This window comes from Vibrio sp. Vb2880 (assembly GCF_033337975.1).
In the GTDB taxonomy this organism is placed as follows: domain Bacteria; phylum Pseudomonadota; class Gammaproteobacteria; order Enterobacterales; family Vibrionaceae; genus Vibrio; species Vibrio alginolyticus.
Genome location: NZ_JAWORT010000002.1, coordinates 219,905 through 245,082, shown reverse-complemented (window position 1 = coordinate 245,082; position 25,178 = coordinate 219,905). Strand labels below are relative to the sequence as shown.

Sequence of the window (25,178 nt, the reverse complement as noted above, 5' to 3'; positions counted from 1 at the left end):
TTTGGAGGTGGTCGAACGTCCATATAAAACTGACAATAGGCTTGGTGAGAGGCTTACCACCAGCGCGACCAACGAGGCTAAAGTTAACATTGTTGTAATGATTGTTAAAATGTTAATTCTTCAATCAATGTTTTCATTATCGTGAGTTTAAATTGTGAATGTGTTGCCTACGTGTATTTTTACTCTGTGAAATTCCGTTTTTGACAATAAGACATATTATAAATCTTGTGTTGGTTATTTGATTTGGTTATATAAAACTCAACATACTTAATCCTTAACTGTTCATATTCACACTTAATGAGACACAATAACCCTCTGTTTGTTAAGTGATTGTGTGTTTTTTAACGTGTTGGTATTGAACAAAAAGCGACCTAAGCCGCTCTTGTTCATTTTGATAAGTTTACTTATCAGTCGTTTTAGATTTCTTCGTGCTTATGGACTAGACCGAAGTCAGCTAAAATGGCATACGCAGCAGGGATCATAAACAACACCAGCAGAGTGGATGCGAAAATACCAAACACGATGGAGATAACCAGTGGTTGGATAACCTGTGCTTGCAAACTGGTTTCAGTCAGTAACGGAAGCAAACCTGCTGCAGTGGTCATTGATGTTAGGAATACTGCTCTAAAGCGTTCCCGACTGGCTTTGACTACTGAGTCATGCACATTATCCCCTTCATCCACATGATGGCGTATGTACTGAACTAACAGAATCGAGTCATTCACCACAATCCCTGCTAATGAGACGAAGCCCATCATACTTGGCATACTTAATGAGTGACCGAGTAGGATGTGTCCCCATACCACGCCAATAAAAGCGAGGGGAATCGCAAGCATGACGACGAATGGTTCCAAATAACTGCGGAATTGGTAACTCAGAATCGCAAACACGCCAAACAAACCAAGCAAGAAGCCTTTACCCATTGATGCGCCAGTTTCAGCGGTATCTTTGGCTTCACCTTCAAAATCAAAGCGAAGACCAGGATACTTTTGCATAAGCGTTGGTGCTTCATCCTGTTGGAACTGACGAATAATGGCGGTTGAGTTGGCTTTCGTATTGTCGATATCGCCGAATACGCTTACAGTGCGCAAGCCATCAATGCGCTGGATTCTTACGTAATTACGCTGGAAATCCAAAGTTGCAATGGTCGCGAGTGGGATTTGATTACCATCGGACAAGATTATTGGGAAGTTTGCCAATTGCTGTAAGTCACCAGCTTGCGCTTTATTGAGGCGAACTTCGATGGAAATGTTTTCTACCCCAACTTGGATCTCGTCTGCGGTTTGGCCAAAGAAAGCCGCGCGCAATTGATTGGCAATGAGCTGACCGTTAATACCATAAGCTTCCGCCCCAGGACGAAGTTTAACCAAGACTTCTTCTTTACCCATGCGCATGTCATCTAATACGCCATGGACACCGTCAAATTCATTCAAGTATTGCTGAATGTCGATAGAGGCTGCTTTGAGTGCATCCAGATCATCATGCTTCGCTCGAATCTCAATCGCCCGGCCACCTGGCCCCATGGTCGGTTGTTTAAATACCAGTGAGATAGGATCCGCAAGTTCACCAATGTCTTCACGCCATGCGTCGATAAATTCATCGATGAGTGTGTTACGACTCTCGGCGCCCAGCAAATCCAGACGTACCGTGGCAATGTGAGGGCCAGATTCATTCGCGTCGGCGTTAGCATTGAATTGACTGGTGATGTGCAGAACCAATGGATTGCCGTCTTCCACTTTTTCTGTCCATTCTTTATCTAGCTTTTGAGCGGAAGCAACGATCTTATCGACGACGGCTTCAGTTTGAGACAGAGAAGAACCCGGAGGAAGAATAATGCGCGCTTCTGCAATGTCGCCATCCAATTCAGGGAAGGGTTGGAACTTGAGTAAACCACCTACTAACGTGGCAGCGGAGATAAGAAGCAAGGCAACTACGCCACCCATAAAGGCATAGCGATACTCGACCACTTTATCCACTGCGTTGACCAAGGTGGTGTTGCGGAAGTTTTCAAAAGAAGTGAGCAGCTTTTGTTTGAACTTCGGTGTTTTTCGCTCTTGCTTTTGTTTATGTAGCGAATGAGAAAGGTGGTTAGGTAGGATCAAGAAGGCTTCCACCAAACTCAAACTCAAAACGAGGATTAGAACTTGAGGAACTGCTTTAAGTACCGCACCCATTTCACCTTGCAGGAATAACAAGCTACCAAAGATACACACCGTAGTTAGGAAGGAAGAAATTACCCCTGGCAGTACCTTTTTCACTCCTTTGATAACGGCATCATCGATCTCTTCTCCTCGGTCGAGGTGAGCGGCAATCGATTCGGCAATAACGATGGCATCATCCATCATGATACCGATGGCCATGAGTAACCCGACCAAAGACATGATGTTGATGGACAGGTCAAGTTGCGCCATCAAAAATAAGCCACCTAAGAAGGCTACGGGCAAACCAGCTGCGACCCAAAAAGAGTAGCGAAAACTAAAGAACAACCACATGGTGGCGAAGACCAGAATGATACCTTGCCAACCGTTTTTGACCATCATGGTCAGGCGATCCCAAAGCACAGATGAAAGGTCATTGGTCATTTGTAGCATCACACCGTCTGGCGCGATGGCTTGTTGTTCTTCGACAAATTGAGCAACCCGTTCCTTGATACGCAGTGCGTCATCTTCTTTGTTTTTGCTGACTTTTAGTAGGGCAGAAGGGTGACCATCGAAGAGGACTTTCTGTTCGTCCAATTCAAACCGGTCGGTAATCGTCGCAATATCTCTTAGACGGATGATTGAACCATTTGTACCAGAGCCCACGACGATAGTCTCTAGCTCTTCTGGCGTCACGCGTCGTTCGTCAAAGCGGATCAGAAAGTTCTTATCTGGCGTTTCGACATTACCACTTGGCAACTTGACGTTCTGACGACCAATCTGCTCAGCAATATCACCAACACTCAAGCCAAGTTGTCGAATAGCTTGAGTATCTAATTCTACTCGGTATTGGTGGTCAGAGAAGCCTGCAACTTCAACCAAAGACACATCGTAATCGATTTTTAACGTGCGTTTAAGCTGTTCGGCATACGCTTTTAGCTCTGGCCATGTGGTATTTGCGGTGATGGCGACATCCACAACTGGCTCGTTCCAATCGAGCTCTTGGACCACAGGAGATTCAATCTCTTGTGGGAAGTCGTTTATCGAGTTGATCTGGGTTTGAACATCAACCAACATGCGACCAATGTCGGCTTCTTCATTCAGTTTCAAGATAAGACGCGCAGAACCCTCAATCGCTTCACACTGAGTTTCTTTAATGTTGGCAAGACCATCGACAGCATCTTCCATTCGGATACAGATGCTCTCTTCTACCTCTTGAGGGGAAGCGCCGGGGTAAACCACACCAGCTAGGATGTAGGGCGGATCAAACTCAGGAAAAGTTTCACGCTTAATCGTGGAAAGTGAAGAAATCCCCAATATCAGCAGCGTTAGCATCAGCAAATTGGCTGCTGTTGGGTGCTTGGCGAAGAATCGAATCATGAATCAGACTCCTCAATAGTCGCTTCTGACTGGTCAGGTGACTCTTTTAGAAGCATGCCGTTAATCGCAGGGAGCAAATCGTTGATGATTAGCTTTTGGCCTTGCTCCAATTCGCCATCGATCACCACTTGGTTATTGCGACGATATAACACTTCAACCGTCACGACTTGCAGACGATTGTCATTGCCCATCAGGTAAATCTTATCGCCATGAAGCGCACGCTCTGGGATGACCCAACTCGGGTTCTCTTGCCCCTCAATTAGGGCTCGCACAAACATGCCGTTCACCAATGGAGGCGAAGACGTTGGGTTTAATGCACGGTAGTCTTGTTCAATTTCCAGAATCACACCGGCCGTCGCTTGGCTTGGATCAACCGTTTCGCTGATGCGTGCAACTTTCGCAGGCCAGCTTGCAGAGAGGTTACCGCTGCTGAGTTCAATGTTGGCATGAATCGCATTCATATCAGGTTGTGGAATACCAGATTCATCGCGGACAAACTCACCGATGCTCGCCGCCAAAGTTTGCATGTCATGAATGGATAGTTGAGCTTCCACTTCCATGACATCAATACCATGTCCTGTCACCATGGTTTGTTGGAGGTTAACCACTTGCTTTTTCTCAATTTCTACGTCAGCAATACGCAAATCGTAAGGAAGCGTGATGATGGTTTTATCAAGCGAGCGTTTCGCTTCGTCCACTTTTGATGCATTAACTTTAACTAGGGCTTCCGCGACTCGTTTCTCATCCGGCATCAAACCAATTTGATTTTCAATATCCAGTACTAACTTACGTTGAGAGAGTGCGCTTTGCTCTTGCTGATCTACATCCGATTGAGACGTTAGGCCTTTTTTACGTAGGTTTTGCTTACGGTCTAACTCTTTGTTGGCGATAACCAGACGGTTGGCTTCTATCTTGAGGGTGCTTTTGAGATTCGCTTCTTCTTGGTTCAGCTTAGCCAGAGAGGTTTGGGCAGATTTGAGATCGGCTTGAGCTTGAACCAGTTTCAACTCGTAATCGAGCGGGTCGATGCGCAAGATTTCTGTCCCTGCTTGCAACACTTGTCCTTTTTCCAGTTGCGGATGGCGGTAGACCACTTTACCCGTCACTTCGGCTATCGCTTTCCATTCCACTTTTGGGGTGATCTTGCCAAACCCTATGGCTACTGGAGCAATGGCTTTTAGCTCAAGTGGAATCGTCTCGACCAACCGTGCACGATCTCCAGAGGGTTTTACGGGCAAATCTGGTTTGAGGCTAATCGCCAAAAACAGAATGACGACCCCCACCGCAAGAGCAGGAAAGAACAGCAGCTTTTTATTTATTTTCATATTGGTCGCCCGAGTCTAAAAATCCATGTTTCATCAGTTGTATGTTGTGTTCGAATAATCGGTTCAAGAAGGCTTCAGAAAGTTCAATGCCATGAATGGCGAGCAGTGCTGGTGGTGCCATAAAAGGAAACACCATCAAGCTGATGTAAGAGACGCGACAAAGTTGAGGGTCGGCGTCTTTTCGTAAAACGCCACTGTCGATCAACTTATCAAAGATCACGCCTTGCATTGGCTTGCTGATATCTGCGAAGACTTTTTCGAGCAGTTTGCGTTGGGTTTCCGATGGGGGCATATTCATAACTTGGGCAACTAAGCGTGGGAACTGTGGTACTTTGATCATTTCGCGGTAGTAGGTGCGCATTAGATCGAGAAAGTTTTGCTCGTTACTGTTGGATACCAACGTCTGCATCTGCTTTTGCATCGGTGACAGTGTTTCGCGCAACATGGTCTCGAACAAGCCTTCTTTGTTGCCAAAGTAGTAACGAATCATCGCCACGTTCACGCCTGCTTTCTGCGCGACTAGGCGAGTAGAGACCTTGTCATAAGCCATAATGGTGAAGAGTTCGCGCGCGTGGAAAATCAGTTTTTCCCTTGCGTCGATATTATCTGTGGGTCTTCCCGCCCTTCGATGCGCTTCCGTCACAATCTTCTCTCAAAATATTAAACATTTGATTAATTATAAGACGCTGATTTCTCATGCGACATGTGAAAAATTAATCAGTATTTAATCAAGTGATTAATTTGTGATGAAGAGAAGTAAAAAAGAGCAGAAAGAACTGCTCTTTGAACAAATAGAAAAGTATTTACTTAGGAAGAACGGTCTTGTGAGGCTATATCACCCCCAACTTAACACACTCCAATTCGGTCTGTTGGCGTGTTCTTTTAGTTGTGGGCATGGATTTACCAGATAAGCGTAGTTCGCGTATTCACAAAGCGGTAAATCGTTGATTGAATCGGTATAGAAATGGATTTCGGAATAAGGCTCAGGCTGATTTTCTAGCCACTGTTTTAATCGCGTGACTTTGCCTTCACGATAACTCGGGATACCGTCGATTTCAGCAGTATAACGGTTGTTTTTCTCGATTAAATCAATTCCGAGTGCGGTTGGAATATTAAGACGGCGACCAACGGCTTCCACCAAAAAAGTGACGCTGGCAGAGATGATAACCATATCTATACCATCACGAGACAGTTGCTCAATCAGGGTTTTGGCTTGAGGGAACTGTTTAGGCAAAATATGGCTTTCAACACATTCTTCAACCAAGGCGTTTACTTCTTCAATCGGCATGTTTTCTAGTGGCTTCATGGAGAACGCTAGGTAATCTTCCATGTCCATTTTGCCTTCAGAGTACGAGGCCATTAGACGCTGATCTTCCATAATAAATAAAGGATCAGTCGCGATGCCTTTCTCAACCATAAACTCGTTCCAAATCATTGCGCAGTCAGCGTTTATTAGGGTTTCATCCATATCAAAAACATACAAAGGTTTGGACATGTTTAGGCTCTCACTGGTTGAATTTCGTTTAGGTTAAAGAGTAGCTCTAGTTGGCTGCCATTCGCTAGTAAGCGTTCTGAAGAGCGGTTAAGCAAGTCAACAGTGAGCTCACACTCTTCAACGTTCACTTGATAGCGAATAACATTACCTAGAAGCTGGTGGTTGGTGATCGTACCTACTTGTGGCGCTGAGATGTGGCTATCATATTGACGACCTTGCTCTTTTACATATATAGACTCTGGGCGAATCGCCACTTTCCATTCGGTATCAATGTTGAAGAGTTGCTTGGCTTTATTGGCCTCTACAAGGTTGTAGTGCCCCATGAAACCGGCCACAAACTCGTTAGCAGGATGAGTATAAATTTCTTCAGGTGTTCCTGCTTGAACAATTTCTCCTTTACTCATTAGGAAGATACGATCAGACATAATCATCGCCTCTTCTTGGTCATGAGTTACGAAGATAGTGGTGAGATTCATCTCTTTCTGAATATCTCGGATTTGCTGACGAAGGTGTTTGCGGATTTTGGCATCAAGCGCAGAAAGTGGTTCATCAAGCAATAATATGCGAGGTTTCACCACCAACGCTCGAGCGAGTGCGACACGCTGGCGCTGACCGCCAGAAAGTTGATGCGGATAGTGTTTTTCTTTACCTGCCAGATCCACCAGTTTGATGACTTTAGCCACTTCACGTCGAATATCATCATTCGCAAGCTTTTTCATTTTTAAGCCAAATGCAATGTTGCCTTCGACGGTCATATTGGGAAACAGCGCATACGATTGAAAGACCATCCCAATACCACGCTCTTGCGGGACTTGATGCGTGATATCTTCTCCGTTTACCCAAATCTCGCCTCCATCGACAGGGTTAAGCCCAGCAAGGCTGCGAAGTAGTGTCGATTTACCACAACCGCTAGGGCCCAAAAGCGTAATGAATTCACCTTGCTCGATGTTAAAGTGAATATCCTCAAATACGGTGTTATCACCAAAACGTTTAGTTAGATTTTTCGCTGTTACGTAGCTCATTGTTTGACTCCTCGGCTGAAACGACTTGCCAACCAAGTCAGTAAAAAAATAAATAGGAAGTAGGTCATCACTAAGGCAGACGTAAAGTGGCCGCTCGTCTGACGCATGTTATACAAGTAGATTTGCAGGGTTTCATAACGTGTGCCGACTAAAATATTGGCGAACACAAACTCTCCCAATAGAAATGAAAATGAAAGGAAAAGCGATGCCATCAGTCCTTTGTTGAGGTTAGGTAAAATGACCATCAAAAACGCTTTGGTTGTGCTTGCTCCTAGCAAGTGTGCAGCGTCCATTAAATCGTTAAGGTTAATTGCTTCGAAGCTATTAGAAATCGCACGATACATGAACGGTAACGCTATGGTGAAGTAAGTACCTACTAGAATCCAAGGAGTACCGATAAGGGAGATTTCACTGTCAGCATAAAGTTGAAGCAAGCCGACGGAGGACACCACTGGTGGTACAGCGAATGGTAGCAAAATCAATACGTTCATGAGCTTATCGAGCCTTGGAAAGTAGTAAAACACCACGAATATCGCTGGCAGAACTAGAATCACACTGAGGGTTAGCGAAGCAATACAAATAAACAGCGAACGCCCAAACGCTTGCAAAAAGCGTGGGTCGGTCAGCAATTTAACGTACCAATCAAAAGTGAAACCATCTGGAAGCACCGTGGCGCCCCAGCGTGATGAAAGCGAATAGACAAAGGTCGCTAAAATCGGGATGAGCATGATCCCAACAATGGAATAAACCACCGTTTTATGGAATCGAGTATTAACGTTGTTCATGACTACTTCCTACCTGCATAGCTTTTCGAAATGAGCCATTGGTTAATCACTGTGATAAAGGCAAGTAACGCCATTAGAATCACCGAAATTGCAGCGGCGAGATTAGGTTCAAGGAACAGGTCTCCCGATACCAGACTCGCAATTCGAATTGTGATGACGTTATAGTTACCGGAGGTCAACGCATAAACACTCGCATATGCGCCAATTGCGTTGGCTATTAAGATAATAAAGGTACCGAATAAGGCCGGTGAGAGCACTGGCAGAGCGATTTTCGCCCAATACTGTGATGTTTTGGCTCCCAGTAGCGCAGCAGCTGCTTGCCAATCATCGCTCAACGCGTCGAACGCAGGGTAGAGCAACAACACCGCCAGCGGGATTTGGAAGTAGATGTAAATGGCCAGCAGACCCCATTTACCATAAAGGTCGAAATCACCGAGTAAGCCATACTGCTTGAGCAAAAGGGTAATCGCCCCATTGGTGCCCAAAATAATGATAAAAGCGAATGACAGAGGTACGCCTGCAAAGTTGCTGCTCATGTTCGTAAACGCAATCACACCGTCGCGGACTTTAGAATCGACTCTGCGTAGAGAAGAGACCAACAGAGTCGCAATGGCTAAGCCAAAAATGCTCGACCATACAGCTAACCACAAACTGTTGCCAAACGCCTGCATCATAAAGGCGGAGTCGAGCACTTCAATGTAGTTATCGAAGGCAAACTCGCCATCGTAGATAAAGCTGTTTAACAGTACCCAAATCATCGGTGCGAGTTGAAATAGGTAGAAAAACAGTGCGAAAGGCGCCAACCAAACGGCTGGCTTAAGGCGCTTTAACCAAGTTCTTGCCAAATTTGAGCGTGATTCGCTAGAGCTTGGGGAGAGGACTGAACTGCTCATAGTGCTAACAATTCCTGAGTGTATGGCTTCGTGTGGTCAAGGTTTAGCAATTGACAAACGGTGCCACAAATATCAGTTTGCTTAATATGACAATCTTGATGGGTAAACTTATCACCAATGACAAACAGGGGAACTTCTCGCTCTTCAGGTAAAATCCCACCGTGAGAAAGATCGTTGTTCATGCCATGATCGCTAGTCACAATGATTTGATACCCATCAGCAAGCCATTGATCGATGTAGTTGGAAAGAATAATGTCTGCACCTCGCGCACAATTGCGGTATTGGCGAGAGTCTAGGCCAAACTTATGTCCTGTATCGTCGATATTCATCGGATGGATCAGTAAGAAATCAGGTTGATAGTTGCGGCGTAAATACTCTGCGTCCAGGAACAAGGCTTCATCAGGATAATGATCCCAATGGTAAAAGCAGCCGTGCTGGATATTCAGGGTTTCATCATGCGTGAAACGATCGCGAACAGGTTCAAATGGCGCGCGATTATAAAGCTCACTTACCCAGTGGTAGGCAGCCGCAGCGGTCACTTTTCCTTGGGCTTTTGCCAAACTGAAAATGGAATCGTGTTTGGATAGACGAACGATACTGTTGTTTACGATGCCGCTTTCTACAGGGCGAACGCCCGTTAAAATGCACTCATAAAGTGGGCGAGACATAGAGGGCAGCTCACACTGCACAGGATAAAGCGTTGCGCGAGTTTCTTGTTGGGAACGACTTTGTTCTAGAAGACCATTGAGGTAGCCCATGCAATCACGGGCTACCTGATAGTTCAGTCCATCTAGAACAACAAGGATGACCTTATTGCTCATAACGACTTACTCTTATTGCTGGTGGATTAAGACACTTTCTTGCCATTGACGTGGCAGCTTACGTGCGGACTTTTCCCAAGCTGAGAAGTCAGTCACTGGGTGAACATTGCTGTATTGGTCATTAGCAATTAGTTTGTCTTGCACTGCTTGAGGCAGTGTGATGTTGGTGCGGATTGGACGCGCATAACCTTCTGCTAAGTTGATTTGCCCTTGATCGCTGAAGATGTATTCACGAGCAAGCTTTGCTGCATTAGGGTTCTTCGCGTATTTATTGATTATGGTTGTATAACCAGAAATCACAGAGCCATCTTGAGGAATGCTCACTGTAAAGCGGTCGCGGTCAATTTTGTCGCGGTAGTTCAATGCATTGAAGTCCCACATGATCGCCACTTCCACTTCGCCTTTTTCTAGGTTGGCGATGTTCGGATCGGTAAATGAAAGACGACCTTGCTTCGCGAGTTCAGAAAAGAATTTGAGCGCAGGCTTGAGGTTGGATTCGTCCCCACCGTTGGCGAACGCTGCGGCGAGAACCGCGTTGTTTGCCTGTGCTGCTACGCCTACGTCACCTACGGTCACTTTGTAGTCGCCTTTTAATAGGTCATCCCACGTTTTTGGCGCGTCTTTTACGAGGTTATTGTTGGAGATAAAAGAAATAGTGCCAGTGTAAGCAAGTGCCCAATGACCATCTTCGTCTTTTGCCCAATCTGGGATGTCATTCCAAGTTGTTGGTTTATATGGCTGAGTGACGCCTTTTTTAACCGCTACACGTGCGAAGGCAAAGCCTACGTCACCAATGTCTGCGGTCGCGTTTTTCTTCTCAGCTTCGAATTTTGCGATTTCTTGAGCCGAGCTCATATCCGTGTCTTGGTGCTTAAGGTTGTAATTTGACTTTAAATCAGCCCAAGTGTCTTTCCAGTTTGCCCAACTGTCAGGCATACCCACACTGTAAACCGCCCCTTCTTTTTGTGCTGCTGCTACCAAAGATTCAATATCGGCTTCTTTCGCTACTGTTGGCGTAGCGAGCGTTACCGCAATGATTGCCGCTGGTGCGGTAATTGAACGACTTAGCAAAGTTTTCATTGTCTCCATCCTTCTGGACTAGGTCAGTAAGTTCGCTTTGTATGCTATGGATGGAATGTGACGATTTAGCGCAAGTAATTTGACAGTTTTGCTGATTTTATATGGCACTTATATTTCATACGTTCAGTATGTGTTCTGTTGATTAATGTCATATTTTTGTTACGTAAACGCCTTATGTTATTCGTCAAATTATCGTTGGACTAGATCAGAATGAGAGCGACAGGCACCGGACAATTTGGTACCCAATTAGGAAAAATTAGAAGCAGTTTAAAACAGCAGATTCTTTCCGGCATCATGTCGGAAGGACAAAAACTGCCGTCAGAGAGAGAGCTCAGTGAGCTGTTTTCTACGACTCGAATCACTATCAAAGATGCGTTGGTGTCTTTGGAAACGGAAGGTCTTATTTATCGAGAAGAGCGCCGGGGTTGGTATGTATCTCCTGAGCGTATCTGTTACAACCCGTTGTCTCGTTCTCACTTCCATCAGATGATTCGAGAGCAGCATCGTATTGCAGAAACTAAGTTACTCAATGTGCGAAGTGAAATGGCCGCAGGTGAGTATGCCAAATCGTTAGAGGTGGAGCGAATTACCCCAATTTATGTAATTGAACGGTTACGTTTTATTGATGGGCGAGCGGTATTGTTTGTTGAGAACGTGCTCAAAGCGGCACTGTTTGAGGGTATATTGTCTGAGAACCTCACCATGTCCCTGACGGGCATTTATCGTGAGAAGTATGGTTACGAGACAAAGCGCTCTCGTTTTGATGTGATTCCAACGTCAGCTCCTGCTCATGTCGCTAAGGCGTTGAACCTAGCTGAAGGACAACCCGTTCTGAAAATTCGGCGGGTAAACTACAAACAAGATGGGCATTTAATGGACTGCGAATTCGAGTATTGGCGTCCAGACGCCGTGATGATTCGCATTGATAGCGTAGGATAAAGCGCAGAATTAAAAAGAGCCCAATGAAGGGCTCTTTTTCGCATATTGGTTAGAGAGGCGGTTTAAACGAGGCCTTGCTCTTTCGCCATTCTGCTTGCAATGCCGGGTGCTTTCCAAATGCTTGGCAGCAAAATGAAAGACACAGGCACGGCAGTAATTACAATGAAAGACTGCAATGCAGAAATACCACCAGAGCCCATTGAGATAAGCGCAATAGCGACAATACCCATAATCAGCCCCCAGAACGAGCGAATCACTGCGTTTGGTTCTGTTGAGCCCGTCATCACTACACTGATTGTGTAAGTCATCGAGTCACCCGTCGTCACGATAAATGTTGTCGTTAAGATCAGGAACAGAACCGAAATGATCATTGGGTAAGGTAATTCACCAGTAATCGCTAGCAGTGCTGCAGGCAAGTTAAAGCCTTCAAACGCAGATGAAATCAAACCAGGGTTATCAAGTTCAAACGCAAGGCCACTGCCACCAACGATACTAAACCAGAAGCAAGTAATCAGCGGTGCCGCGATGCTAATAGACATGATTAATTGGCGAATTGTACGACCACGAGAGATACGAGCAATAAAGATCGCCATCATTGGGCCATAACCGATAAACCAACCCCAGAAGAATACTGTCCACCAGCTTAGCCAGCCTGTATCACCACGGTAAAGTGCCATAGGGAAGAAGTTATCCACCATACGACCAACGCCTTGCACGTAACCATCAACGATAAAGCTTGTCGGCCCGAAGAACAGGATGTAACCAATTAATAGTACAGACAAAATGATGTTGTAACGACTGACGATTTGAATACCCTTGCTCAAACCGCTCAGTGCGGAAAGGGTATACATCAGGATCGCCGCCATAATAACCATACTTTGCGTTACGAACGTATCTGGCAGGCCAAACAATGAGTTTAGCGCGTAGCTAATTTGTAAACCTAAGAAGCCGATAGGACCGATGGTTCCTGCTGCTACTGCAATGATGCTACATGCGTCAGCAACATCACCAATCCAGCCTTTAATGGCTTTATCACCAAAAACAGGGTAAAGCAGAGTACGCGGCTTAAGAGGCAGGCCTTTATCGTAATGCAAGTGCATTAAGACAATGGAAGATAGACCACCAAGGATCGCCCAAGCTAAGAAGCCCCAGTGCATAAAAGACTGAGATAGGGCATTGATTGCGGCAGTTTTCGGTGAAGCTTCCCCGTATAGAGGCGGAGCAGTCACAAAGTGGGCGATAGGCTCAGCAGCAGCCCAGAATACACCACCACCTGCAAGTAGAGTACAGAGTACGATTGACAACCACTTAAAGTTATCAATATCAGGTTTCGCTAGACCACCTAGGCGCACATAACCAGTGCGACCAAACGCAAGAGCCAAACCAATTAGGAAATTCAGAAGAAGCAGTACTTGCCAGTAAGCTCCGAAATATTTAGTAGCAAAGCCGAAGCCGGTGTTAACCATTGCGGTTAGAGAGTCGGTATTCGTTAGAGCAAGTAAAACGAATAGAGTGAGGAAGCTACCACTTAACCAAAAGACAGGATTGGTGAGTTCGAGGCGCTTGAGTAAAGATGGGGGATGAATAGCAGAATAGTCAGCATCCTGAATAGGCGCTGTGTGGGAGGCGGCATTCGTCATATTTGACATAATTACTTCGCTTTTTAGGGCTATGAAGCCGTGCATTTCCCCTCACATCGTTTCAACGAAAAGTGTGAGGATGTTCAAAAAGCCGATGATGTTAACATGTCGAAGTTGCAAATATAACCTTAGATTTCGATTAATTTTTAACAGGTTAGCCAAGTTGCTGATTTTTGGGTAGAGATCAAAAGAAAGAGTTTTTACGTGAAATGCACCGCATTTCGTATGTAATTAACATTTCCCTTGTTTTTGCATGGAATTATCAGGATTACATTGAGAAAACATGTTTTTCCCAAGCTAAGGTTTAACTCAATGGCTCACTTCGAACTTAACGGGCAGTGGATGCTTACCTCGCCACAGCGTCCCGATCTTGAAATTCCAATGTTTATTCCGGGCGATGATGTGTCGGCTCTTTTACAAGCAGAGCAGATTCCAGATCCTTATTTTGCCGATAATGAAAACAAAGTTCGATGGATTGAAGAGTGTGAGTGGCATATCTCACGTGAGTTTGACGTCGACGCGTTTACGTTGTCTGCCAAGCAAATTTGGATGACGCTAACTCGTGTCGATACGTTGGCAGCTTTTTATATTAATGGTGAGTTAGCACTAACTTGCAGCAACATGTTTACTCAACAACGTGTGGATATTAAACCGCATTTAAAGCAAGGTACTAACACGATTCGGGTTGAGTTTGCTCGGGCGGATTTAGAAGGTATCGCAAGAGCAAAAAAACTGCCATTTCCTATTCCATCGGCAATGGGCAACAACCAAATTCCACACATGAACTTGATCCGCAAAACACAATGCCATTCCGGATGGGACTGGGGCATTTGCTTGATGGTATCGGGTATTTACGACCCCATTCAAATCGACATTGTGAATGAGCTTTGGCTCAAAGGCTTCTCGACAGAGCAGCAATGGCAAGCCGATGGGAGTGTGTTTCTTGATGTAGTAGTTGAAGTGGAAACGGACAGTCAACGCCATGAAATGATGGTTGAATTTAATGGTGAGCGTCAATGTATTCAAACAAAAGGAAGTGGTCACTATCATTGCCAGTTCCACATTTTGGAGCCTAAACGCTGGTGGCCATCGGGTTATGGCGAAGCGTATCTCTATCCCATTACCATTTCTTGCAGAGAGCAAAAGTTAACGCACAACATTGGTTTGCGTCAGTTAACCCTAAATAACCAAGCTGATGAGCACGGCTCTGCAATGGAATTTATCGTCAATGGCGTACCGATTAATGCTAAAGGTGCCAACTGGATCCCTATTGACGCAATGCCGGGGCGAGAGTACGAAACACGTTATCGCAACCTTTTGCAAAGTGCGGTTGACGCCAACATGAACATGATTCGCGTATGGGGCGGTGGTCAGTACGAGAGTGAAACCTTTTATAACCTTTGTGATGAACTTGGCTTGTTGGTGTGGCAAGACATGATGTTCGCCTGCTCGTTGTACCCATCAAACGACGAGTTTTTAAAAGACGTAGAGGAAGAACTTAGATTCCAAATCCCGAGGCTTAAGAAGCACCCATCAATCGCACTTTGGTGTGGTGACAATGAAGTGATTGGAGCTATTGGTTGGTATGACGAATCTAAGCGCAGCAAAGTCAAATACACGGTTAACTACGATCGCCTCAACCGCATGATTGAGAAGGAGATTACCGAGCAAGATAGCACTCGCCGTTTCTGGCCAAGTTCCCCATGTAATGGTGAACTGGATTTCGGTGATGCGTGGCATGATGATAGTAAAGGCGATATGCACTTTTGGGACGTTTGGCATTCAGGAAAATCATTCAGTGCCTACCTTGACGTGAATCCTCGTTTTTGCTCTGAGTTTGGTTTTCAATCTTGGCCATCTTTTGCTGAAGTTAAGCGGTTTGTCCCTGAGCAAGACTGGAATATTACATCCCCAACTTTCGAACAACATCAGAAGAACCCTCGTGGTAATAGTATTATCACAGAGATGTTCACGCGCTATTTTCGTTTTCCCTCTGGATTTGAGAGCATGCTGTATTTAAGTCAAGTTCAGCAGGCAATCGCGATCAAAACTGCTTGCGATCATTGGCGTGCCATTTCTCCAGTTTGTCGCGGCATGCTGTACTGGCAACTCAACGACAATTGGCCTGTCAGTTCTTGGTCTAGTTTGGAATACAGTGGTCGATGGAAGCAGTTGCACTACCATGCGAAGCGATTTTTTGCGCCGCAGTATTTGGTATTTTCCGAGCATACAGGCAAGTTGAGCCTACATTTGCTCAATGATGCCAAAGAGTCCGCAAGCGTCAACGCACTGCTTAAGTGGGTAGATTGGCAAGGGGAAGAAAAGCAATGTTGGAGCTTAGAACAAACAGTCATAGCAGACAGCAATACGATTTTGTGGCAGTTGGATGAATTGATCGAGAAGGATGAACTTACGTCAGGCTTCTTCTATGTTGAAGCGCAAATCGGTGAAGACAGAATAAGCAACACATGGTTTAGTACTCACGAGCTAAAAACCTTGCCGATAGCGAAAGCCAATATAGATGTCTCTATTGAAGGGAGGCGAATTACATTGATTGCGGATAAGCCTGCGTTTTTTGTTCATTTGGAGAGTGATGCTGATGGAAGGTTCAGTGACTCTAGCTTTACTCTGTTGGTCAAGGTTCCAATGACGGTTGAGTATTTAGGTGATGATGTTTCAGGTATGCAGCAGTCGTTGAGGGTATGCCACCTTAATGATTAAAGCGGGCATAGAACATCTACATGCTGGTAACTAAAAAGGGAGCGTTTGCTCCCTTTTTAGTTACCAAGTATCCGTTATTAAGCTCAGGTTGAGACAGAAGTTTATTTAAGTTTCTGATGGACCCGATAGCTAACGACAAAGCCAATGTAGAATATTGCAGCAAGAGTAATCACTGCCGTCGCGTACGCCAGCAGGCTGTTTAACCCTAAACCAAAAGCCAAAGTGAAGGCGATACCATGAATGGCTTCCGCAGGGATTCGGTACCAAGCAGAGTGGACGGAAGATCCGAAGAGGATAAAGGTACTAAGTAAGACAATCGTGCCGCCTATAAAGCCGACCCATCTGCTGTTGTTCATGTTGCAGTCTCAGGGGTTACCGAGGTAACGTAACAAAATATTTCAGGATCGTATTATACAACCGATCATCGCGAAAAGCGCTAGAGAAATTTCGCGGATAAAACAGAGTGTTTTAATTCGAACAAAAGAATACGACATAGCCAACTTAATACAGGAATAACAAAACATGTTGAGATTTATACAACGTCGCCGCATTAAGAAAGTGATTAAGCTAATGAGTACCAGATTGATAGTGGGATACGGCAGTCGTGAGTACTTTTCGGTTGGTCAGGTAAAGACGAGCACCAGCGAGTTAAGCTTAAGCGCGTGCCAACAAAAAATTGCGTTGGCGTTGTATGCGAATCCGCAAGATCTTGATTTGGAAAACCAACCAGAATTGCAAGCAATACGCTCAGACGTGGCGCATGATTTCTTTTCTGGTGCCGATTATACCGCTCAAGATGTGCTTAATTTACTCGGCTCTGGTGGCTGGAAAGGCGGTCGAATGGAAGATGGAATGTCTCATCATTTTGGTATGCACAGTCGCTATTAAAAACATGCGTTAATTTTATAAATTCGATAAATATTTTTGCTGTTAAAGATTAATTAAATTTTCTTTCAATTGGGTAACAATTACCTAATTATGCACCCGAATCCCAGCGCGTCGCTGGACTGGTTGGATTGCATACCATGAAATTAATCATCAAAGGATTGGGGCTGAGTGCTCTTGTGCTCAGCATGTTTGCTCATGCAGATAGCAAAACGTTGAACGTTTATGCATGGGGTGGCTATTTGCCGGAATCATCGTTAAAAGCGTTTGAAAAACAAGAAGGCGTTACGATTAATTATTCGACCTTTGAGAATAATGAATCAATGTATACCAAGCTAAAATTGCTAAAAGGTTCTGGTTACGATGTGGTTTTTGCTTCTGCGTACTTCATTGAAAAAATGGGGCGAGAAGGGCTGCTTTCGAAAATAGATCACGCTCAAGTGCCAAACATGCAAGACACAATGGACGGTTTACTTGGCCAAGCGCACGATCCTAAAAATGATTACTCGCTGCCTTATATTTGGGGCATTACCGGGATCAGCTACAACGAATCCATGGTTGAGCAACCAGTGACCAAATGGGCAGACTTATGGAAGTCTCAATACGAACAACAAGTCATGTTGATTGATGACGTCCGCGACGTGTTCGGTATGGCGCTGAAGAAAAATGGCCATAGCGTGAATACAAAAGACGAAGCTGAAATCGAGCAGGCTTTTGATTCTCTAGTCGCGCTGAAAAACAACGTATTACTGTACAACTCAGATGCGCCGCAAGTCCCTTACGTGTCCGGTGAAACATCGGTCGGCATGCAATGGAACGGCAACGCATTCCAAGGACAGGTTGAAATGCCTGAGCTGAAGTTCGTGATGCCGGAAGAGGGCGCGGTATTGTGGATGGACAACTTCACTATTCCGTCTGGCAGTAAAAACAAAGCATTGGCGCATAAATTTATTAACTTCATGTACCAATCAGAGAACCAAGCGGAAATCGTGACCAGTTTGGGTTATGCGTCGGCAACGAACGCTGGGCGTGACAAATTGCCAGAAGAGTTGAAAAACAACCGTACTATTTTCCCTTCATCAGAAGACTTGAAAAAAGGCGAGTTTATTAATGATGTTGGCGCAGAAACGTTAGCGATTTACGAAAAGTACTGGCAACGTTTAAGAACGCAATAAGCAACGTCTTTGCCTATTGTTAGGCTTAAAATCGTTCAAATTTGGATTCCCCTCATCACGAAAGTGGTGAGGGGAATTTTTTTATAGGTTTTGTACTGCGAGTGTTGCTACGCGGCACGCTTTACGAGGCAGAAGTGCTTTTTACCGCGTTGCAGTAACCAATATTGATCAAACAGTGGGAAGCTTAAACTCGGGTTATCAGCCGCCACTTTTTCACCGTTTACACTGATGGCGTTGTTGCTGATGTGTTCGCGTGCAACACGCTTCGAACTTGCTAAGCCCGACTCAATCAACAGCTCAACCAAATCTTGTTGTGTGCTCTCAATGCTTGGTAAACCATCCAACTCCAACTGTTTTAATTCACCCAAACTCAGTTGTTGCACATTACCGCTGAATAAAGCTTGAGTGATACGCTCGGCACTGGCTAGGCCTTCTTCGCCATGAACAAATCGCGTCATTTCTTCAGCGAGAATACGTTGTGCTTGTGGCTTACCTTGGCTTGCTTGGTCTTGCGCTTCAATGCTGGCAATTTCTTCGCAGCTCAAGAATGTGTAGTAACGCAAGAAGTGGTAAACGTCGGCGTCTTCTGCGCCAAGCCAGAACTGGTAGAACGCGTAAGGAGAGGTTTTGCTAGGATCTAGCCATACTGCACCGCCTTCGGTTTTGCCAAATTTGGTACCATCGGATTTGGTGATCAGCGGCAGAGTTAAGCCAAATACTTGCTCACCATTTTGACGGCGAGTTAAATCGATCCCGCTGACGATGTTTCCCCATTGGTCATTGCCACCGATTTGCAAACGGCAACCGTATCGACGGTTTAGCTCGGCAAAATCGTACGATTGCAGTAAGGCGTAGCTAAATTCGGTGAAGGAGATACCTTGGTCAGGTCGTTGCAGGCGTTGTTTTACCGATTCTCGGTTGACCATAGTATTGATCGAGAAGTGCTTACCCACATCGCGGAAGAAGTCTATCACATTGATCGCTTTCATCCAGTCAGCGTTGTTCACCATGATCATCGGCTTGGTCAGTTGGTGGTTCATCAACTGCTGAATTTGATTAGAAAGATCGTTAACCCAGCCTGAGACGATTTCCTCTGAGTTCAGACTGCGCTCAGTTGCTTTAAAGCTTGGGTCGCCAATCATGCCCGTTGCACCGCCAATCAAGGCAACAGCTTGGTGTCCGGCATCTTGAAAGCGCTTAAGCATAATCAAAGGCACGAGGTGGCCGATATGCAAACTGCCAGCTGTAGGATCGAAGCCGCAGTAAACGGTTTGTGGCTGTGAGAGAAGTGTCTGAATTTCTTCCAAATCGCTGGCTTGTGCAATCAAGCCACGATCTTGTAAATCTTGCAGTAATGGTGTCGTCATTCTTTTTGTCTGTCTTAGTGGTTGTTACATTCAGACTAAAACGCGACACCTATTCTCGATATATCCCTTAAGGGACAGTTTTTTATCTTGAATGGAGAATGAGGTGATTGAGGAAAAGCTGGAATAACTCACTCAATGAAGACACATTTAATTGCGAGTAAATTCGCTTTCGATGATTTTTGACCGTGCCTTGAACTAAGTGTAACCGCGCGGCAATTTCTTTGGTGTCAAACCCTTGAGCGAGAAGCGAAGCCACCTCTTGTTCGCGACGGGTGAGTGATTCTACGCCAAACGTTGCTAAAGCTTGCTCAATGGCTAATCGCATACTGCCAGAATAAGCACTCTGTGCAAAAACAGGCTCAGAAAAGGTAAATTCCGTTTGTTTCCAATGCTGCTGACAAAGCGACTGAATTATCGGGAAATAGGGCTTTAGCTTATTGATTTGTTGCTGAGAAAAGTATTTTCCATCAGTCATATATCCGAAGTACAGCATGACCCAACGGCCAGATTCAACTTCGACTAGCATGCTAAGCTCGTCTTTCCACCCTGTTTGATGATAGAACTGCTCGCAGTATGAGGTGAAGTCAACGCCTTTACGCGCCACGTCTTTGAGCGTAAATACGCCTTGTTGCTTTGTCTCGTTTAGTTTGAGAAAAAAAGGGTCATTTTGAAATGAGTCAGTAAGGTAGCGTTGAAAAAGTAACTCTCGCTCGTTCTCAATTGAGTCGTAGAGATAAATAGGATGTTTACCTTCTCGGTAACCTAAAATAACTGCGCAATCAAAATGAAAAAGAGTGCGAATGACACGCATAAGTTTAGGAGTAAAGTTAGGCGTGTTAAGAGCAGAAATTGCTTCTGCTAGCAGATTATTAAAGTTATTGTCAGGCATGGGATACCGAATTGCAGGTGGTTTTGCGCAAGCATAACCAAAAGCAATCCAACGAGAAAGGGAAGTCGCCATCTTCTGGTGACTTCCATAGAGAAAGTTGCGTAAGTGCTCAGTTTTGAGGAATCATATCCCCGTTAACTTATTGATAAGGGTGCATAACAACGGTTTTATTTAAGCGATTAGTTGCTATGCATTACTGCGAGTTAGTGAGCTCTTCGTTAACCCAATATTTAGAACCAGACACGTTAGCATCGATGAGCAAACCTTTAGCGTTCAACTGATAGACGGCGACGCCGCTGTTAAATTGTTTTGAAAGTTGCTCTGAATCTTCGCCCGCAACAGCAGAGGCTTCACTTGTGGCCTCCCATCCTTCGTTGACGAACGTATCAAAGTCTTCTTTGCTCTCAAACAGAACCACTTGTTGGTAAAATTTGCCGCCAGCCCCAAGTGCAACGCCCAAACCAAACATATTCATATAAGTGCGTTCTTCTGTTTCCTTATTCACTGCGACTCCTGACCCTGAGTTGGTGTGAAACAGCAAAGATAATTTACGAGAATCAAAGACCGCGTAGCCGTACGCGTTGTCGTAAATAGCTTTTGCCTCCGGCTTTTCATTAAATAACTTGAGCAAAGCGCTATCTGCCATTAAGTCCACGGCTTGGCGAGCTTCTTCTGGCGTATCGCCTTCCATCAGCTCATCAATTTTTTTGTCGGCAGCATCTATCCATTCTTTGCTCTTCTCGATGCTGGCTTCTGTCCATTCGCCTGCGGTATTGATCGCTTCCTCGGACCAGTTCGTGAAATCTTGCCACGCTTGTTTTGAAAACGCTTTGGTATCGTCCCAAGCATCTTGTGCAGTATCAGAAACTGCGTCGCCAAGCTCAGACATTTTATTGGAAATTTCATCCCAATCGGCATAAGCAGGGGATGCCAGGAGCATAAATGTAGTAAGGAGTGCGATAGGCTTTTTCATCAAATTCTCTCTGGAGTTATCGATATACCATTCATTTTAGGTCATCAGACTTTGATAATGAAATTGACTAAATGACGAACTTGAGAGAGGAATCACGAACTGATTGTGAAATGACGTGTGAATAACAAAGCCCTCACAAGGGGTGTGTGAGGGCTAGAGTTTATCGTGTGTTACTTGCTGCTAACTTTACCGAGTTTTAACCAAGTATCGATAACCGTATCTGGGTTTAGTGATACAGAGCTAATACCTTGATCCATTAGCCATTCCGCTAAGTCGTCGTGGTCTGATGGGCCTTGACCACAAATACCAACGTATTTGCCTGCTTTTGTTGCTGCATCAATCGCCATCTGAAGCATCACCTTAACCGCTGGGTTACGCTCATCAAATAGATGTGCAACATCGCCAGAGTCACGATCAAGTCCAAGCGTTAGCTGAGTCATGTCGTTTGAGCCAATCGAGAAGCCATCAAAGTACTTTAAGAACTCATCGGCAAGGACCGCGTTGGATGGCAGTTCGCACATCATGATGACTTTAAGACCCTGATCGCCACGGCGCAGATCAAACTTCGCTAGCAAATCAATCACTGATGCTGCTTCGCTTGGTGTACGAACAAATGGGATCATGATTTCAACGTTTTTCAGACCCATTTCGTTACGAACGCGTTTGATTGCTTGAGTTTCTAGCTCGAAGCAGTCTTCAAACACTGGAGAAATGTAACGAGACGCGCCACGGAAGCCAAGCATTGGGTTTTCTTCATGCGGTTCGTATGCTTTACCGCCAACCAAGTTGCTGTATTCGTTAGACTTAAAGTCAGACATACGAACAATAACGCGTTTCGGCCAAAATGCCGCAGCAATGGTTGCGATACCTTCTGTCAGCTTGCTTACGTAGAAATCGATAGGATCTTTGTAACCACGAATACGCTGAGTGATTTCTGCTTTTAGCTCATCGCTTTGTGCATCAAAGTTAAGTAATGCTTTCGGGTGGATACCAATCATCTTATTGATGATGAATTCAAGACGAGCAAGACCAACACCTTCATTTGGAATTTGTGCGAAGTCAAACGCGCGATCAGGGTTACCCACGTTCATCATCACTTTTGTTGGTAGCAGTGGCAGTTCATCAACAGAAGAGCGTTTTACGTCAAACTCAAGTTCACCTTGGTAAACGTAGCCCGTTTCACCTTCTGAACAAGATACGGTCACGGTTGCGCCATCGGTTAACTTGCTTGTCGCATCGCCACAGCCAACGATTGCAGGAATACCAAGCTCACGAGCGATGATGGCAGCGTGGCAAGTACGGCCACCACGGTTGGTTACGATTGCAGATGCTTTTTTCATCACTGGTTCCCAATCTGGGTCAGTCATGTCTGTAACTAGCACGTCACCTTCTTGGACTAAAGACATTTGGTCCAGAGAGTCAACCAAGCGAACCACGCCTTTACCGATGCGCTGACCGATTGCACGACCTTCAACCAAAACATCCGCTTTGTTTTGTAGCTCGTAGCGCTCAATCACGTTTTGTTCCGTTTGTGAACATACGGTTTCAGGACGCGCTTGAACAATGTACAGCTTGCCATCAATGCCATCTTTTGCCCATTCAATGTCCATTGGACGCTGATAGTGCTTTTCGATGATCATTGCTTGTTTTGCGAGCTCTTTGATCTCGTCGTCGTTCAATGAGAACGTGTTGCGCTCTTCATCAGAAGTATCAACGATATCAACTTGTTTGCCGATTTCTTGGTTATCTGAGTAGATCATTTTGATCAACTTAGAACCAAATGTTTTCTTAACGATTGGGTGTTCGCCTGCTTCAAGCATTGGCTTGTGAACGTAGAACTCGTCAGGGTTTACTGCACCTTGAACGACCATCTCGCCTAGACCCCATGAAGAGGTGATGAAGACAACTTGGTCGAAACCCGATTCAGTGTCTAGTGTAAACATAACACCCGACGAGGCTTTATCTGAACGCACCATACGTTGGATACCCGCAGATAGCGAGATGCCACGGTGGTCGAACCCTTGGTGAACGCGGTAAGAAATCGCACGGTCGTTAAATAGAGAAGCGTAAACGTGCTTAGTTGCTTCTAGTACTGCGTCGATGCCTTTCACGTTCAAAAACGTTTCTTGCTGACCAGCAAAAGAAGCATCAGGTAGGTCTTCTGCCGTAGCAGATGAACGAACTGCGACTGAAAGCTCAGGATTGCCTTCGATCAGTTCTTGGTAGTTTTCACGAATTTCTTGTTCAAGGTCCGCAGGGAAAGGGGCCTCTAATACCCATTGACGAATGTTTGCACCTGTCTTACGCAGAGCTTCTACATCTTCAACGTCTAGTTCATCGAGTAATTGGTGAATACGCTCATCCAAACCTTCGTGGTCAAGGAATTGGTTAAACGCGTATGAGGTTGTCGCAAAACCATTTGGTACAGAAACGCCTGCGTTTGCTAGGTTAGAAACCATTTCGCCAAGTGAAGCATTCTTACCGCCGACTTTGTCGACATCATCCATGGATAGGCCATTGAACCAGAGGGTGTTCTTTTGCATGTCTTTCTCCAGAAACATTGCAGCTTAGTAGGGGGACTTAAATCGATCTAAACAATCGCATGTTGGCTGTTATTACACGTTGACCATACATTGCTTCATTTAGATTGATATCAAAGGCAAACGATTACGTTCTGGCTGAAAAAAATTCAAAAGAATTTTTAAAGCTGTGGTGAACCTAACTGAAAGCCAAACTGATTTATTAATATTATGTGTACCATCCTACTCAAAAGATTTTGAAAAATTAAACAGAAATGCAAATAAATAACCAAAGTCGTGATGTATTCTATGTTTCTGACGGTACGGCGATAACATGTGAGACATTAGGGCATGTTGTTCTCGGTCAATTTCCGTTCATTCCTAACGAAAAAACCTTTCCGTTTGTAGAAAGCCAGGACAAAGCTACTGACGTAGTCAAAGAAATTGAAACTTCCTACCAGCGCAATGGCGTCAAACCTCTGGTCTTTTTCTCAATTGTCGTTCCAGAAGTACGTGAAATGCTGCTTGAAGCGCCGGCATACAGTTACGATGTTTTGGAGAGTATTGTGCAGAAAGTGCAAGACGACATTCAGATGGCACCAAAGCCTAAGTTGCAGCGTTCTCGCAGTGTGGGGAAAGATTCCGACACCTATTTTGACCGTATTGCGGCTATTGAATACACATTGGCGCATGATGATGGCATCACGCTAAAAGGGTTGGAACAAGCCGATATTATCCTGCTGGGAGTATCGCGCAGCGGAAAAACGCCGACTAGCTTGTACATGGCGATGCAATTTGGTTTACGTGTTGTGAACTATCCGTTCATTGCGGAAGATGTGAAGATGATGCGTTTGTTGCCTGAGTTTGAGATCCATCGTCATAAGTTGTTTGGGCTGACTATCGATCCCGAGCGCTTGACTGAAATCCGTGAAAATCGTTTGTCTGGAAGTGATTACGCTAGCACAGAGCAGTGCAAGCTGGAGCTAGACACTGTTGAGGCGTTGTTTAGAAGAGAGGCGATCCCATATATCAATACGTCCTCTCTGTCTGTTGAGGAAATTACTACGCGTATTCTGGAAAAAGCAGGAATGAAGCGTCGCTTGTTTGGCTAACAAGAGACGCTCATGTCGC

20 protein-coding genes are annotated in these 25,178 nt (G+C 45.1%); 5 read left to right on the top strand and 15 right to left on the bottom strand.

From position 1 onward, the window contains the following. Nucleotides 1-416 precede the first annotated feature (416 nt). From R7M92_RS03005 to R7M92_RS02965, 9 genes are all read right to left on the bottom strand, one after another. A complete protein-coding gene (locus R7M92_RS03005; RefSeq protein WP_318132666.1) occupies nucleotides 417-3,518 on the bottom strand; it encodes an efflux RND transporter permease subunit in 3,102 nt (1,033 codons plus the stop codon). Then, nucleotides 3,515-4,843, bottom strand: a complete 1,329-nt coding sequence (locus tag R7M92_RS03000; RefSeq protein ID WP_318132665.1) for an HlyD family secretion protein — start codon at nucleotides 4,841-4,843, stop codon at nucleotides 3,515-3,517. The genes R7M92_RS03005 and R7M92_RS03000 overlap by 4 nt, the downstream gene beginning before the upstream one ends. Further along, a complete protein-coding gene (locus R7M92_RS02995; RefSeq protein ID WP_005387092.1) occupies nucleotides 4,830-5,486 on the bottom strand; it encodes a TetR/AcrR family transcriptional regulator in 657 nt (218 codons plus the stop codon). The genes R7M92_RS03000 and R7M92_RS02995 overlap by 14 nt, the downstream gene beginning before the upstream one ends. A 192-nt stretch (nucleotides 5,487-5,678) precedes the next feature. Beyond that, complete coding sequence (locus R7M92_RS02990) at nucleotides 5,679-6,338, bottom strand: HAD family hydrolase (RefSeq protein ID WP_318132664.1); 660 nt, start codon at nucleotides 6,336-6,338, stop codon at nucleotides 5,679-5,681. A gap of 2 nt (nucleotides 6,339-6,340) precedes the next feature. Further along, nucleotides 6,341-7,360, bottom strand: a complete 1,020-nt coding sequence (locus R7M92_RS02985; protein WP_005373862.1) for an ABC transporter ATP-binding protein — start codon at nucleotides 7,358-7,360, stop codon at nucleotides 6,341-6,343. After that, nucleotides 7,357-8,145, bottom strand: a complete 789-nt coding sequence (locus R7M92_RS02980) for an ABC transporter permease (protein ID WP_318132663.1) — start codon at nucleotides 8,143-8,145, stop codon at nucleotides 7,357-7,359. The genes R7M92_RS02985 and R7M92_RS02980 overlap by 4 nt, the downstream gene beginning before the upstream one ends. Before the next feature lie 2 nt (nucleotides 8,146-8,147). Next, complete coding sequence (locus tag R7M92_RS02975) at nucleotides 8,148-9,038, bottom strand: ABC transporter permease (RefSeq protein ID WP_318132662.1); 891 nt, start codon at nucleotides 9,036-9,038, stop codon at nucleotides 8,148-8,150. Then, nucleotides 9,035-9,859 carry an alkaline phosphatase family protein gene (locus tag R7M92_RS02970; RefSeq protein ID WP_104976268.1) on the bottom strand — a complete coding sequence of 275 codons (825 nt, stop codon included), beginning with the start codon at nucleotides 9,857-9,859 and terminating at the stop codon, nucleotides 9,035-9,037. The genes R7M92_RS02975 and R7M92_RS02970 overlap by 4 nt, the downstream gene beginning before the upstream one ends. A gap of 12 nt (nucleotides 9,860-9,871) precedes the next feature. Beyond that, nucleotides 9,872-10,939 carry an ABC transporter substrate-binding protein gene (locus R7M92_RS02965; protein ID WP_005373851.1) on the bottom strand — a complete coding sequence of 356 codons (1,068 nt, stop codon included), beginning with the start codon at nucleotides 10,937-10,939 and terminating at the stop codon, nucleotides 9,872-9,874. A gap of 210 nt (nucleotides 10,940-11,149) precedes the next feature. On the opposite strand from R7M92_RS02965, the gene R7M92_RS02960 reads away from it, so the two are divergent. Next, nucleotides 11,150-11,878 carry a UTRA domain-containing protein gene (locus tag R7M92_RS02960; RefSeq protein ID WP_005387087.1) on the top strand — a complete coding sequence of 243 codons (729 nt, stop codon included), beginning with the start codon at nucleotides 11,150-11,152 and terminating at the stop codon, nucleotides 11,876-11,878. Between the two features lie 62 nt (nucleotides 11,879-11,940). On the opposite strand, the gene R7M92_RS02955 is transcribed toward R7M92_RS02960, so the two are convergent. After that, entirely contained in the window at nucleotides 11,941-13,527 is a 1,587-nt protein-coding gene (locus R7M92_RS02955) for a BCCT family transporter (RefSeq protein WP_005373846.1), read from the bottom strand. 303 nt (nucleotides 13,528-13,830) lie between these two features. On the opposite strand from R7M92_RS02955, the gene R7M92_RS02950 reads away from it, so the two are divergent. Then, nucleotides 13,831-16,239: a beta-mannosidase gene (locus R7M92_RS02950; protein ID WP_318132661.1), complete on the top strand. Its 2,409-nt coding sequence runs from the start codon at nucleotides 13,831-13,833 to the stop codon at nucleotides 16,237-16,239. A 101-nt stretch (nucleotides 16,240-16,340) separates the two neighbouring features. Here the strand turns inward: R7M92_RS02950 and R7M92_RS02945 are convergent, their stop codons facing one another. Then, nucleotides 16,341-16,595, bottom strand: coding sequence for a hypothetical protein (locus R7M92_RS02945; RefSeq protein ID WP_262688954.1), 255 nt, complete (start codon nucleotides 16,593-16,595; stop codon nucleotides 16,341-16,343). Between the two features lie 166 nt (nucleotides 16,596-16,761). On the opposite strand from R7M92_RS02945, the gene R7M92_RS02940 reads away from it, so the two are divergent. After that, entirely contained in the window at nucleotides 16,762-17,127 is a 366-nt protein-coding gene (locus tag R7M92_RS02940; protein WP_054576155.1) for a DUF6559 family protein, read from the top strand. A gap of 137 nt (nucleotides 17,128-17,264) precedes the next feature. Continuing rightward, entirely contained in the window at nucleotides 17,265-18,299 is a 1,035-nt protein-coding gene (locus R7M92_RS02935; protein WP_104976262.1) for an ABC transporter substrate-binding protein, read from the top strand. Between the two features lie 107 nt (nucleotides 18,300-18,406). On the opposite strand, the gene tyrS is transcribed toward R7M92_RS02935, so the two are convergent. The 4 genes from tyrS to ppsA all read right to left on the bottom strand — a co-directional run bounded on the left by tyrS (nucleotide 18,407) and on the right by ppsA (nucleotide 24,071). After that, nucleotides 18,407-19,666, bottom strand: coding sequence for a tyrosine--tRNA ligase (gene tyrS, locus R7M92_RS02930; protein ID WP_053304596.1), 1,260 nt, complete (start codon nucleotides 19,664-19,666; stop codon nucleotides 18,407-18,409). 82 nt (nucleotides 19,667-19,748) lie between these two features. Then, entirely contained in the window at nucleotides 19,749-20,555 is an 807-nt protein-coding gene (locus tag R7M92_RS02925; RefSeq protein WP_021707696.1) for a response regulator transcription factor, read from the bottom strand. 193 nt (nucleotides 20,556-20,748) lie between these two features. Further along, the gene (locus R7M92_RS02920) at nucleotides 20,749-21,528 is read right to left on the bottom strand and encodes a hypothetical protein (protein WP_104976261.1); all 780 of its coding nucleotides are present in this window, start codon (nucleotides 21,526-21,528) and stop codon (nucleotides 20,749-20,751) included. Nucleotides 21,529-21,698: 170 nt separating this feature from the next. Further along, nucleotides 21,699-24,071: a phosphoenolpyruvate synthase gene (gene ppsA / locus R7M92_RS02915; RefSeq protein WP_005373822.1), complete on the bottom strand. Its 2,373-nt coding sequence runs from the start codon at nucleotides 24,069-24,071 to the stop codon at nucleotides 21,699-21,701. 251 nt (nucleotides 24,072-24,322) lie between these two features. On the opposite strand from ppsA, the gene R7M92_RS02910 reads away from it, so the two are divergent. After that, nucleotides 24,323-25,159: a pyruvate, water dikinase regulatory protein gene (locus tag R7M92_RS02910; protein ID WP_005373820.1), complete on the top strand. Its 837-nt coding sequence runs from the start codon at nucleotides 24,323-24,325 to the stop codon at nucleotides 25,157-25,159. The last annotated feature ends 19 nt before the right edge of the window (nucleotides 25,160-25,178 follow it).